At 67.9% G+C, this 11,881-nt stretch carries 11 protein-coding genes; 6 read left to right on the top strand and 5 right to left on the bottom strand.

The window, feature by feature from the left end; translation table 11 throughout:
• Positions 1 to 354 precede the first annotated feature (354 nt).
• The 5 genes from QNJ67_22400 to QNJ67_22380 all read left to right on the top strand — a co-directional run bounded on the left by QNJ67_22400 (position 355) and on the right by QNJ67_22380 (position 4,275).
• On the top strand, positions 355 to 1,491 hold the full coding sequence (locus QNJ67_22400) for a choloylglycine hydrolase family protein (protein MDJ0611740.1): 1,137 nt from the start codon (positions 355 to 357) through the stop codon (positions 1,489 to 1,491).
• Positions 1,492 to 1,628: 137 nt separating this feature from the next.
• Positions 1,629 to 2,690, top strand: a complete 1,062-nt coding sequence (locus QNJ67_22395; GenBank protein ID MDJ0611739.1) for a pyridoxal-phosphate dependent enzyme — start codon at positions 1,629 to 1,631, stop codon at positions 2,688 to 2,690.
• Positions 2,691 to 2,753: 63 nt separating this feature from the next.
• Positions 2,754 to 3,344 (top strand): GNAT family N-acetyltransferase, encoded by a 591-nt coding sequence (locus QNJ67_22390; protein ID MDJ0611738.1) that lies wholly within the window; start codon positions 2,754 to 2,756, stop codon positions 3,342 to 3,344.
• Between the two features lie 120 nt (positions 3,345 to 3,464).
• Positions 3,465 to 3,812: a gamma-glutamylcyclotransferase gene (locus tag QNJ67_22385; GenBank protein ID MDJ0611737.1), complete on the top strand. Its 348-nt coding sequence runs from the start codon at positions 3,465 to 3,467 to the stop codon at positions 3,810 to 3,812.
• 67 nt (positions 3,813 to 3,879) lie between these two features.
• The gene (locus tag QNJ67_22380; protein ID MDJ0611736.1) at positions 3,880 to 4,275 is read left to right on the top strand and encodes a diacylglycerol kinase; all 396 of its coding nucleotides are present in this window, start codon (positions 3,880 to 3,882) and stop codon (positions 4,273 to 4,275) included.
• A 28-nt stretch (positions 4,276 to 4,303) separates the two neighbouring features.
• Here the strand turns inward: QNJ67_22380 and QNJ67_22375 are convergent, their stop codons facing one another.
• Together QNJ67_22375 and QNJ67_22370 are read right to left on the bottom strand one after the other, a co-directional pair.
• Positions 4,304 to 4,651 carry an antibiotic biosynthesis monooxygenase gene (locus QNJ67_22375; protein ID MDJ0611735.1) on the bottom strand — a complete coding sequence of 116 codons (348 nt, stop codon included), beginning with the start codon at positions 4,649 to 4,651 and terminating at the stop codon, positions 4,304 to 4,306.
• 45 nt (positions 4,652 to 4,696) lie between these two features.
• Positions 4,697 to 6,040 carry a dihydroorotase gene (locus tag QNJ67_22370; protein MDJ0611734.1) on the bottom strand — a complete coding sequence of 448 codons (1,344 nt, stop codon included), beginning with the start codon at positions 6,038 to 6,040 and terminating at the stop codon, positions 4,697 to 4,699.
• 103 nt (positions 6,041 to 6,143) lie between these two features.
• Here QNJ67_22370 and QNJ67_22365 point away from each other — a divergent pair, with 103 nt between their 5' ends.
• Complete coding sequence (locus QNJ67_22365) at positions 6,144 to 7,061, top strand: folate-binding protein (GenBank protein MDJ0611733.1); 918 nt, start codon at positions 6,144 to 6,146, stop codon at positions 7,059 to 7,061.
• Between the two features lie 156 nt (positions 7,062 to 7,217).
• Here QNJ67_22365 and QNJ67_22360 read toward each other — a convergent pair whose 3' ends face one another.
• The 3 genes from QNJ67_22360 to ppdK all read right to left on the bottom strand — a co-directional run bounded on the left by QNJ67_22360 (position 7,218) and on the right by ppdK (position 11,839).
• The gene (locus tag QNJ67_22360) at positions 7,218 to 7,997 is read right to left on the bottom strand and encodes an SDR family oxidoreductase (GenBank protein ID MDJ0611732.1); all 780 of its coding nucleotides are present in this window, start codon (positions 7,995 to 7,997) and stop codon (positions 7,218 to 7,220) included.
• Positions 7,998 to 8,096: 99 nt separating this feature from the next.
• Complete coding sequence (locus QNJ67_22355; protein ID MDJ0611731.1) at positions 8,097 to 9,020, bottom strand: DMT family transporter; 924 nt, start codon at positions 9,018 to 9,020, stop codon at positions 8,097 to 8,099.
• Between the two features lie 128 nt (positions 9,021 to 9,148).
• Positions 9,149 to 11,839 carry a pyruvate, phosphate dikinase gene (gene ppdK, locus QNJ67_22350; GenBank protein ID MDJ0611730.1) on the bottom strand — a complete coding sequence of 897 codons (2,691 nt, stop codon included), beginning with the start codon at positions 11,837 to 11,839 and terminating at the stop codon, positions 9,149 to 9,151.
• Positions 11,840 to 11,881: the final 42 nt, after the last annotated feature.

The following is an 11,881-nucleotide window of genomic DNA, read 5'->3' as shown; positions in this document are numbered from 1 at the left end:
GACGGTCGCTTCCTCCAGTGATGAGAATAAGGTAGCTGGAAGGAAGGCCGTCTTAGCTTTTTGGGCAGTGCCCGCCCCCGGAAAATCACGAAAACGCATCCATGGCCGCCGCTGCGGCGGCCGGCCCAGCCGGCGACGCTGGCGGTTTTCCTGATTGCGATCCGCGACCCGTATCCGGGCCGGGCGCGCAGCGGCGAGCCCCAGTGCGATCGCGCCGGCAAAGGCCGGAACCGCGGCTCTCGGCCACTTCGGGAGCGCGGCGACGCGGTGTCATCTCTTTGTGATGACACGCCGGTTTGACGAACCTACTGTCGCACCGGTCGCTTGGTCGTATCCGGCGCCAGGTATGGACTCATGGAAACCGCGTTCCGGGGATCCCGCATGAACGTTTCAAGCACGCTACGCACACTCATTTTCTCTTCGGCCATGGTCGCACTCCTTTCGACCCCCGCCGTTCCCTGCACAGGGATCACATTGACCGCGGAAGATGGCGCGGTGGTTTACGGGCGCACGCTCGAATGGGGGTCGTTCGACCTCAACTCGCGGATCATGATCGTGCCGCGCGGCCAGGCCATGAGCGCGACGATGGAAGATGGCGAGCCGGGCATGACCTGGGAATCCAGGCACGGCTTCGTCGCGATCGACGGGCTTGAGAAACCCGTGGCGCTGGACGGGATCAACGAACAGGGCCTTGCGGTCGGGGTGTTTTATCATCCGGGCTTTGCCAGCTATCAGCCCTTCAAGTCCGGGATGCGCGACCGTTCGCTCGGGCCGGTCGACGTCGCCAACTACATCCTCAGTCAGTTCGCGACGACGGAGGAGACCCGCGCTGGGATGGCCGAGGTCCGCGTCGTACCGGTGGTCGAGGATGCCCTCGGTTTCCCGCCGCCCGTGCACTTCATCGTGACCGATGCGAGCGGGCAGGCCACCGTGATCGAGTATCTCGACGGCGCCCTCACCATCTTCGACGCGCCACTCGGCGTGATCACCAACTCGCCGAGCTATGACTGGCACATGACCAATCTTCGGAACTATGTGAACCTATCGGCGGTGGCGATCCCGACAAAGAACGTCGACGAGCTCGAGTTCTCGCCGCTCGGCGCGGGCAGCGGCATGATCGGCTTGCCGGGCGACTTCACGCCGCCCTCGCGTTTCATCCGCGCGGTTGCGTTCGCCAAGACGGCCCGACCGACCGAGACAGGCCAAGAGACGATCTATGAGCTCTTCCGGATCCTCGACAACTTCAACGTTCCGCTTGGCGCGGCCGAGGGCTCGGAGCTTGGGGGCGATGTGGGCGGCATGCGCTCGGCCACGCTCTGGACGACGGCGATCGACACCAAGAACCTCAAGCTCTACTATCACACCATGCACAACCGGCGCGTGCGTATGGTCGATCTGAACGCGATCGACTTCGGGGAACTTGACGAGGTGACGTTCTTGCCGCTCGACCGGGAGAAGCGTCAGGATGTAGAGGCCGTCGCGCTGCCGTAACCGAAAGGGCGAAGACGCGCCGACAACCGCATGAACGACGGCGTCGCGATTTCGAGGAGCGAGGCTTACTTCGAAGAGGTCTCACTCTTCGTACATCGATGAGCGGTCGGCAAGACGAACTGCCGCGAAGGGGCCCGATGCAGTCACCGAAGAACGTGTTCAGCGGTCCAGACGCCATCAAGGACTTTCTGGACCCCGGCAAGTTGCCTTATGTCCCGCTGGTCGAGCTGCCCGCGAGCCTGAACCCCTTTCTCGATGAGGGGGTGCGTATTCAAGCCAAGATGATGAACCTGCTCCCGCTCGGGAACGTGAAAGCCGTGCCGGCCTATAACATGGTTGCCGAGGAGGCGGCGCGCGGGGACCTGGCGACCGTTGGGCGGCTGATCGAGAACTCTTCCGGCAACACGGTATCCTCACTGGCGCTGGTGGCGCGCCACTTCGGTGTGCCGCGGACCTCTTCCTACGTCCCTGCCGAGATTTCGTGGAACAAGCTGCTCATGCTGCTTTTCTACGGGATCGAGCCGATCGTGAACCAAGAGCCCGCCAATCCGGAAGAAGGCGATCCACGAAGCGGCATCAACAAGGCCAAGCGCGATGGACAGGCCGCGGACACCTGGAATCCCGGCCAGTATGACAACCTCGACAATCCGAAGGCCCACGAGAAATGGACCGGTCCGCAGATCTGGGATCAGACCGACGGCAAGCTGAGCTTGTTCTGCTCCAGCTTGGGGACGACGGGCACACTGATCGGCACGTCGATGTATCTCAAGAAGCAGCGTCCCGATCTTCCGGTCGTCGGGGTAATGCGCGCGCCGGACAACTACGTGCCCGGGCCCCGTACTGAAAAGCTCTTGAAACTCGTCGGGTTCGACTGGCGCGCCCATCTGGACAGTGTCGAAGAGGCCGAAACCGCCGAGTCCTATCGCTTGAGTATGGAGATGAGCCGTTTGGGCCTACTCGTCGGCCCGAGCTCCGGGCTGGTCTTGTCAGGGCTCTTGCAGCACCTTCAAAAAGCCAAGGATAGCGGGCGACTGGACAAGCTGCGCAATGCCGACGGAGAGGTCTTGTGCGTCTCGATTGCCTGCGACGGGCCCCTTCCGTACCTGGATGAATATTTCAAGTATCTGGGCCGCGAGCACTTCCCCTCGATCCATAACGAAGATCTTCTGATAAACAAGCCAGGGGACGCGCCTGCCTAAGGCGTCGGCGATGAAGAGGTCACAGGAAACATGCCTGCTTACGGCGGACGCGGGGGCTCGGGGATGATCGACCTGGAAGAACCGTTCCGTCGCGCCGGTCCCGATGACGCGGAGGCCTTGACCGAGCTGATCAACTTCGCGGGCGAAGGCCTGCCCTTCTACCTCTGGGAAAAGATGGCCGAGGCCGGCGAAACGGCATGGGACGTCGGGCGGCAACGCGCCAAACGCGAAGCTGGCGGCTTCTCCTTCAAGAACGCGGTCGTCGCGGAGAGCGGCGGGCGCGTCGTCTCCTGCCTCATCGGCTATCCGCTCGCGGACCGGCTGGAACCGATTGACTACGAGAACACGCCCGCCATGTTCGTGCCGCTGGAGGAGCTCGAGCACTCAGCGCCCGGCACCTGGTACCTCAACGTGCTCGCAAGCTATCCCGAAGTCCGGGGACAGGGCTACGGGACGCGCCTCCTGGCCATCGCCGAGCGTCTGGCCCGCGACACGGGCAAGCGCGGGCTCAGCATCATCGTGTCCGACGCCAACAGTGGCGCCCAGCGGCTCTACGGCAACTGCGGCTACCGGCGGATCGCAGACCGGCCCATGGTCAAGGAAGGCTGGCGGCATGCCGGAGAGCGCTGGGTGCTGCTCACGAAATCGATCTGAAGCCTGCATCCTCGCTCTTGCCCGGAACCGAGAGAACAGGTTCTCCTACACCTTGAACGCAGCGTAATGACCCGCGATCGGAGGCCACGCGGGTCCTTTGCGCAACGGCGGCAGATCGAGATGGCGAATGCGATGATACTGGCCGAGACGCGTCTTGCGACCTACGGAACCCTCGCGCCGGGCCGCGTCAACAATCACCACCTGGCGGACCTTGGGGGATTCTGGCGGCAGGGCACGGTCACGGGCAGGCTGGTCGAGGCCGGATGGGGTGCCAAGCTCGGCTTTCCCGGATTGATCCTCGATCCCCTGGGGCATGCTATCGAAGTCCACCTGTTCGAGTCGCCGGACCTGCCCGCCCACTGGCCGCGCCTCGACGCCTTCGAAGGCGAGGGCTACCGGCGGGTGGTCACGCTGGTGTGCACCCTCGACGGCGATCTCGACGCGTCGATCTACGTCATCGAAACCTGACCGCGGCGGGGTTGCGAGGTCTGCTAGACTTGCGCCACGCCCCACGGCACCGTCACCGAAGATCGCCATGCCGGAGACCCCTCGCCCCCAGGAGCCAGCCGGCTACAAGAACCGGCCGCTTCCCGAGAAGTTCCGCGCCGCCTTTGCCGGCATCGCCGCCGTCTGGCGGCGCGAGAGCAATTTCCGCCGCGAGGCGGGCTGCGCCGCCGCCGCCGTCGCGCTCCTCATCGTCCTGCGCCCGGCCCTCCTGTGGTGGGCGCTCACCTTCCTCGTGATCGCGCTCGTCCTGGCCGCAGAAATGCTCAACTCGACCCTCGAGGCACTGATCGACCGGGTCCACCCGGAGCAGCACCCGGAGATCAAGGTGGTCAAGGACATGGCCGCCGGGATCGTCCTGCTGGTCGCCGGCGCCGCCGCTCTCGTCGGCCTGCTGCTGGTGGCCTCCGCGCTGCTCGGCGGCTGAACGAGGTCGAAAACGACTTGAGCCCGGACTATTCGAAGCTATCGCGTGACAGATCCCGCACGTGCCAGCCCGAGCCGACATCGAAATGGCGAACCGAGCATTCCTCGATCAGGTCCTCGTACCCGGCGGGCAGAAACGAGCTCTGCCAGTCCTGCCCGAAGCGGGCCTTCACGGCATCCAGGTTGGCCCACACGGAGACGAAGACGACGACGTTGCCGCCGCCCTGGACGCATCGACCGAAGAAATGCCCCAGGTTGCCTGGCTTGCCTCGCACGACATCTGCCGATTTCGTGGCGAAATTCTCCAGTAGCCGATCGGCGCAGCCCTCTCTGGTTCGAACCTCGAAAACCCGCAAGATCGGCCCATCCCCTGCCATGTCGTGCTCCGCGCAGTCGGTGTCGGCCAGGCAAACGGCGAGCCGCTATTCTGCCGCGCCCAGAGTCTCGACAAAGCGCACCGGCCGGCCGGCCGGCTCGCCCTGCAGCGCGCCGTCGCGCATGACGATGCGGCCGCGGATGACGGTCGCCATGGGCCAGCCGGTCACGGTCATGCCCTCAAAGGGCGACCAGCCGCACTTGGCCGCCAGCCAGTCGGCGGTGATCTCGCGCCGCGCGCCGAGGTCGACCAGGGTCAGGTCGCCGTCGTAGCCGACCGCCAGACGGCCCTTGCCCGCGATGCCGAAGATCCGCTGCGGGCCGGCGCTGGTCAGGTCGACCAGCCGCCGCAGGCTGAGGCGGCCGGCATTGACGTGGTCGAGCATGAGCGGCAGCAGGGTCTGGACGCCCGGCATGCCCGAGGGCGTCGCCGGGTAGTCGCCGGCCTTCTCCTCGCGGGTGTGGGGCGCGTGGTCCGAGCCGATCACGTCGACGATGCCCTGGTCGAGCGCCGCCCAGAGGCCCTCGCGGTGGCGCGCCTCGCGGATCGGCGGGTTCATCTGGGCCAGGGTGCCCAGACGCTCGTAGCACTCGGGCGCCGCCAACGTCAGGTGCTGGGGCGTCACCTCCACGGTCGCCAGGTCCTTGTTCTGCGCCAGGAGCGGCATCTCGTCAGCGGTGCTGATGTGCAGCACGTGGACCCGCCGCCCGGCCTTGCGCGCCAGCGCCAGCAGGCGGCGCGTCGCCTTGAGGGCGGTCTCCTCGTCGCGCCAGACCGGGTGCTGGTCGACCGCCGCGCCGCCGCGCACCAGGGCGAGGCGCTCGCGCAGGCGGCCCTCGTCCTCGGCGTGGATCGCCACGCGCCGCGTGCCGTGGCGCAGCACCTCGAGCAGGGTCTCGTCGTCCTCGACCAGGAGACTGCCGGTCGAGGAACCCATGAAGATCTTGACGCCGCAGCAGCCGGGCAGCCGCTCCAGTTCGCCCAGCTTGTCGGCGTTCTCGTCGGCCGCCCCCATGAAGAAGGCGTGGTCGGTCCAGGCCCGGCCCCGCGCCAGGCTCAGCTTGGTCTCCAGGTCCGCGGCATCGAGCGTGCTGGGCTTGGTGTTGGGCATCTCGAAGAACGCGGTGACGCCGCCCAGCGCCGCCGCCGCGCTGCCGCTCGCCAGGTCTTCCTTGTGCTCCAGGCCCGGCTCGCGGAAATGCACCTGGCTGTCGATCACGCCGGGCAGGACGTGGAGCCCCCCGGCTTCGAGCACCTGCTCGGTCCGGCCGGCGTCGAGCGCGCCCAGGGCCGCGACACGGCCGTCCTTCACCGCCACGTCGCCCGGCGCGGTTCCAGCCGGCGTGACTAGCGTCCCGCCCTTGACGATCAGATCGTAGCCCTCGGCCACTGCAAGCACCCTCCCCCGTGGCACCCGCCCAGTGCGGGCTTGCCAAGTGGTTTCATCGTGACCAATTCTGTGCGGCGAAACAATGACCAAGCCGGGAGCGGTGATGAGCGACCAGAAGCGGGCCTTGATCCTGGAGAGCCGCGGCGTGCTGCGCGTCGGCGGCCCGCACCGGCGCGCCTTCCTCCAGGGGCTGATCTCCAACGACATCGAGAAGGTGACGGGCGAGCGGGCGATCTGGTCCGCCTTCCTGACGGCCCAGGGCAAATTCCTGCACGAGTTCACGATCTTCGAGGACGGCGAGGACGCGGACGGCGCGTTCCTGATCGACTGCGAGGCGGCCAGGCTCGACGACCTGAAGCGGCGCCTCTCCATGTACAAGCTGCGGTCCAAGGTCGCGCTCGAGGACCTGCGCGACAGCCAAGCGGTCCTGGCCCTGTTCGGCGCCGACGCCCTCGACCCGCTCGGCCTGCCGGCGGAGCCGGGCCGGGCGGGCCGCTTCGGCGCCGGACCGGTCGCGGTGGACCCGCGCCACGCGGGCCTGGGCGCCCGCGCGGTCCTGCCGCGCGCCGAGGCCGAGGCTTGCCTGCGCGAGGCCGGTTTCTCGCAAGCGACCCTGGCCGACTACGACAGGCGGCGGATCCCGCTGGGCCTGCCCGACGGCAGCCGCGACCTGGAAGTCGAGCGCACGATCCTGCTCGAGGCCGGCTTCGACGAGCTCTCCGGGGTCGACTGGCAGAAGGGCTGCTACCTGGGGCAGGAGCTGACCGCGCGCACGAAGTACCGCGCCCTGATCAAGAAGCGCCTGCTCCCGGTCGAGATCGAGGGGGCCTCGCCCGAGCCGGGGACGGCGATCCTTAGCGGGAGCCGCGAGGTCGGCGTGCTGCGCTCGACCGTGGACGGCCTGGGCATGGCCCTGCTGCGCCTGGAGAGCCTCGAGGACGATCTCAGCGCGGGCGAGGCCAAGGTGCGCGTCGCCGTGCCCGACTGGGTCCGGTTCCAGGAGCCGCCGCCGAAGCCCTAAACGGGCTGCTTAGAAAGACTGGCGCTCTTGTTCACGGTCATCCTTCGACAGGGGGCGAAGCCCGGCGCTGCGCGCGGATGAGGGTGAATGCTCGAAACATCTCCCCCTCACCCTGAGCTTGTCGAAGGGTGATGGCGCAGGTTGGGCACCGGCCTTCTAAACCGCGCAGGTGTCGACCAGGCCGTCCACGGCCAGGGCCTGGCCGTTGACCTTGGCACCGGCGTCCGAGCAGACGAAGAGCGCCATGCGGGCGATATCCTCCGGGTCGATGAAGGTGCGGAGCGCCGAGGAGCGCGCGTAGCCCTCGCGAACCTCTTCCTCCGTCCTTCCGCTCGCTTCAGCCTGGGCGGCGATCACGCCGTCCATGCGCGGACCGGAAACCGAGCCCGGACAGATCGCGTTGACCCTTATGCCGTCGGGCCCCAGCTCGTGCGCCAGGGACTTGGTCAGTCCGACCACGGCCCACTTCGAGGCCGCATAGGGCGTGCGCAGAGGATAGCCGAGGATGCCCGCGGTCGAGGCGATGTTGACCATGGCGCCGCCGCCCGCCGCGCGCATCAGCGGAACCGCCCGCCGGGCGCAGAGGAACTGGCTGTCCAGGTTGACCGCCATGGTGCGGCGCCAGTCCTCGATCGAGAGGTCCTCGACCGGACCCGTCGGCCCGGCGATGCCCGCGTTGTTGATCAGGACATCGAGGCCGCCGAGCGCGGCCTCGGCCTGGTCGAAGAGATGGTCGACCGCCGCCGGATCCGAGACGTCGGCCGGCGTGGCGCCGAGGTCCGGCAGGCTCTCCGCCAGGGCCCGCAGGCCCGCCTCGTCGATATCGCAGACGTGGACCCGGGCGCCTTCCTCGAGAAAGGCCCTGGCCGTGGCGCGGCCGATCCCCGTCGCCGCCGCCGTCACCACGACGCGCTTGCCGCGCAGATCCTGAAACATGACGTGCTCCCCCATCACGGCGGCGATGGTCCCGGATTTCCGCCGCCGAGGCAAACCTACCGCACCGGCACGGTCAGGACGACGAGCGCCGCCCGCGGGTCATGTGAAACGCCCGGCGAAAGCCGCCCGGCGGTGGTCGCGCAGCTCGACGCCCGCGCGAACCGCGACCGCCGAGATCACCAGCGCGCCGCCCAGCACTGTCCAGTGGGTCGGCACCTCGCCGACGAAGAGCCAGACCCAGACCGGCCCGAGGGCGAACTCGAGCAACATGAAGAGGGTCACCTCGGCGGCGACCAGATGCCGCGTCGCCACCACGAAGAGGGCGTTCGCCAAGCCCGAGATGACACCGCCCCAGAGCACGCAGAGCAGCAGGTCGTGCAGGGTGATTCCCAGGTCGTTGAAGCGGACCGCGGCAGAAACCAGGGCGATGATCACGGCCGAGACCATCAGGGCGGGCATCATGTCGACCTGCCGCTTGCGGCGCACGATGACGGCGAAGCCGGAAAAGCAGGTCGCGGTAACCAGCGCCATGGCGTTGCCGTAGGGCGAGCCGAAACCGAAGCCCTCGACCAGCATCACGAAGATGCCGAGCGCCGCGACGACCATGGTGGCCAGCGTGGCACGGGCCAGGGCCTCGCCCAGGACGATCCTGGCCAGCGCCGCCGTGATGAAGGGGATGGCCCCCAGTATGAAGAGCGTGTTGGCCACGGTCGTGGTGGTCAGCGCCTGCAGGAAGCAGATGCCGGCGACGGCGAGGAGCCCGCCGCCCAGGAGGCCGCTGCGCCCGATAGCGCGCAGGCGCGCGCCGGTCTCGCGGCGGTGGCGGCACAGCAGGATGAGAAAGATCGCCGTGATGAAGGCCAGGGCGCGATAGAAATTGATCTGCCAGGGGTCCGCCGCCTGGATGTTGCGCACGATCAGCCCGCCGAAGCTGATGATGACCGAGCTCAGCACCATCAGGCCCATGGCGTAGCCGCGCCGCGACCGCGCATAGGAATCTCCGGAGCCCAGAGTGGTGGCCATGGTGCCCTTTAGCCCGCTTACACCCGGAGCGGAGTGGTTTGAAATCGGTCGTCGGCCCTTCCCGACGAAAAAATTATCGGCCAGGAGCGTTCAATGCCGCCAGTGAATTCGGCGCTGTCGGGCCCGCTTCAGTCCTTGCTCTGCGCAAGCGCCGCCTGCGCCGCCGCGAGCCGGGCGATCGGCACCCGATAGGGCGAGCAGGACACGTAGTCGAGGCCAACCGACTGGCAGAAGCGGATCGAGGCCGGGTCGCCGCCGTGCTCGCCGCAGATGCCCAGCTTCAGCGCCGCCCGCTTGGCCCGGCCCCGTTCGGCGCCGATCCGCACCAGCTCGCCGACGCCCTCGACATCGATCGACATGAAGGGATCGGTCTCGAGGATGCCTTTCCCCTCGTAGGCCGGCAGGAAGCCCGCCGCGTCGTCGCGCGACAGCCCGAAGGTGGTCTGCGTCAGGTCGTTGGTGCCGAAGCTGAAGAACTCCGCCGTCTCGGCGATCTCGCCGGCGCGCAGGGCGGCGCGCGGCAGCTCGATCATGGTGCCGACCAGGTAGCTGAAGGACACTCCGGTCGCCGCCTTGACCTGCTCGGCGACGCGGTCGACCAGGGCCTTGAGGATCTCCAGCTCCTCGCGCACCGCGACCAGCGGGATCATGATCTCGGGCTCGATGGTGCCGCGCCCCTCCTCGGCCAGCTCGGCGACCGCTTCGAAGATCGCGCGCGCCTGCATCTCGTAGATCTCCGGATAGGTGATGGCCAGGCGGCAGCCCCGGTGGCCGAGCATGGGGTTGGCCTCATCCAGCTTGATCGCCCGGGCCCTGAGATCGTCCAGATCGACGCCGGCGGCCTCGGCCACGTCGGCCAGTTCGGCCTCGCCGTGGGGCAGGAACTCGTTGAGCGGCGGGTCGAGCAGGCGGACGGTCACCGGCATGCCCTTCATGATCTGGAACATCTCGACGAAGTCCTGGCGCTGCATGGGCAGGATCTTGTCGAGCGCGTGCCGCCGTTCGCTCTCGTTCTTGGCCAGGATCATCTCGCGCACCGCGACGATCCGCTCGGCCTCGAAGAACATGTGCTCGGTCCGGCAGAGGCCGATCCCCTCCGCCCCGAACTCGAGGGCGTGGCGCGCGTCGACCGGGGTATCGGCGTTGGCGCGCACGCCCATGGAGCGGTGCTTGTCGGCCCACTCCATCAGCACCGCGAAATCGCCCGAGAGCTCCGGCTGGATGGTCGGCACCTCGCCCAGGATCACTTCACCGGCGCCGCCGTCGATGGTGATGAGGTCGCCTTCACGCAGCTCCAGGTCGCGCACCCGCATGACCCCGAGCTTGAGGTCGATCCGCAGCTCGCCGGCGCCCGCGACGCAGGCGCGCCCCATGCCACGGGCGACCACGGCCGCGTGGCTGGTCATGCCGCCCCGGGTGGTCAAGATCGCCTTGGCCGCGTGCATGCCGTGGATGTCTTCCGGGCTGGTCTCGATCCGGCAGAGGATGACGGCCCTGCCCGAGGCGGCGGCGTCCTCGGCCCGGTCGGCGGAAAAGACGATCTCGCCCGAGGCCGCGCCGGGCGAGGCCGGCAGCCCCTTGGCGATGACCCGCCGCTCGGCCTTGGGGTCCAGCGTCGGGTGCAGCAGCTGATCGAGGGCGTTGGGATCGATCCGCTCGATCGCCTGCTCCTCCGTGATCAGTCCCTCGCGCGCCATATCGACCGCAATCCGCACGGCGGCCCCGGCGGTTCTCTTGCCGGCGCGGGTCTGCAGCATGTAGAGCTTGCCGCTCTGCACGGTGAACTCGATGTCCTGCATGTCGCAGTAGTGGGCCTCAAGCCGCCGGCGCACGTCGAGCAGCTGATCGAACAGCGCCGGCATGACCTCCTCCATCGCCGGGAGGCTCGAGCCGTTGGTCTCCTTGCCCCTGACCGTCAGGTGCTGGGGCGTGCGAATGCCGGCCACGACGTCCTCGCCCTGGGCGTTGATCAGATACTCGCCATAGAAGGCGTTCTCGCCGGTCGAGGGATCCCGGGTGAAGGCAACGCCCGTCGCGCAGTCGTCGCCCATGTTGCCGAACACCATGGCCTGGACGTTCACCGCCGTGCCCCAGTCGGAGGGGTAGCCGTGCAGCCGGCGGTAGGTGATCGCCCGCTGGTTCATCCAGGAATCGAAGACCGCGCCGATCGCGGCCCAGACCTGCTCCCGCGGATCCTGGGGGAAGGGCTCGCCGGTCTCCTCCTCGATCCGCTTCTTGTATTCGACGATCACGGCCTGCCAGTCCTCGGCGGAGAGATCGGTATCCAGGGTGACGCCCCGGTCCTCCTTGTGCAGGTCGACGATCTCCTCGAAGCCGTGGTGGTCGACACCGAGCACGACGTCGCCGAACATCTGGATGAAGCGGCGGTAGCTGTCGTAGGCGAAGCGCCCGTCACCGGAATGCCTAGCCAGGCCTTCGACCGTCTGGTCGTTGAGGCCGAGGTTCAGCACCGTGTCCATCATGCCGGGCATGGAGACCCGCGCGCCCGAGCGCACCGAGACGAGCAGCGGATTCTTCTGGTCGCCGAAGCGCGCGCCGACCAGCTTCTCCATGGCGCCGAGCGCCGCCTCGAACTGTTTTTTTAGGCCGGGCGGCAGCGCCTTGCCGTTGTCGTAGTAGTGGGTGCAGGCCTCGGTTGTGATCGTGAAACCGGGCGGCACCGGCAGGCCGAGCGAGGACATTTCCGCCAGGTTGGCCCCCTTCCCGCCGAGGAGATTGCGCAGGCTCGCGGCGCCCTCCGCCTCGCCCCCGCCGAAGCTGTAGATCCACTTGGCCGTGGTTACCGTCGTTTGTGCCACCTCAACCCTCGATCTTGGAGAAATCCGCCACCTGGCCCAGGG

This window comes from Kiloniellales bacterium (genome assembly GCA_030064845.1).
In the GTDB taxonomy this organism is placed as follows: domain Bacteria; phylum Pseudomonadota; class Alphaproteobacteria; order Kiloniellales; family JAKSDN01; genus JASJEC01.
The sequence above is the reverse complement of the archived record's forward strand: the minus strand, read 5'-3'. Positions and strand labels throughout refer to the sequence as shown.

Coding starts and splice junctions, on each gene's coding strand:
- QNJ67_22390 (MDJ0611738.1), top strand. CDS start 2,754: ATGATCGACCTGGAAGAACCGTTCCGTCGCGCCGGTCCCGATGACGCG.
- QNJ67_22400 (MDJ0611740.1), top strand. CDS start 355: ATGGAAACCGCGTTCCGGGGATCCCGCATGAACGTTTCAAGCACGCTA.
- QNJ67_22360 (MDJ0611732.1), bottom strand. CDS start 7,997: ATGTTTCAGGATCTGCGCGGCAAGCGCGTCGTGGTGACGGCGGCGGCG.
- QNJ67_22380 (MDJ0611736.1), top strand. CDS start 3,880: ATGCCGGAGACCCCTCGCCCCCAGGAGCCAGCCGGCTACAAGAACCGG.
- QNJ67_22365 (MDJ0611733.1), top strand. CDS start 6,144: ATGAGCGACCAGAAGCGGGCCTTGATCCTGGAGAGCCGCGGCGTGCTG.
- QNJ67_22375 (MDJ0611735.1), bottom strand. CDS start 4,651: ATGGCAGGGGATGGGCCGATCTTGCGGGTTTTCGAGGTTCGAACCAGA.
- QNJ67_22355 (MDJ0611731.1), bottom strand. CDS start 9,020: ATGGCCACCACTCTGGGCTCCGGAGATTCCTATGCGCGGTCGCGGCGC.
- QNJ67_22385 (MDJ0611737.1), top strand. CDS start 3,465: ATGGCGAATGCGATGATACTGGCCGAGACGCGTCTTGCGACCTACGGA.
- QNJ67_22395 (MDJ0611739.1), top strand. CDS start 1,629: ATGCAGTCACCGAAGAACGTGTTCAGCGGTCCAGACGCCATCAAGGAC.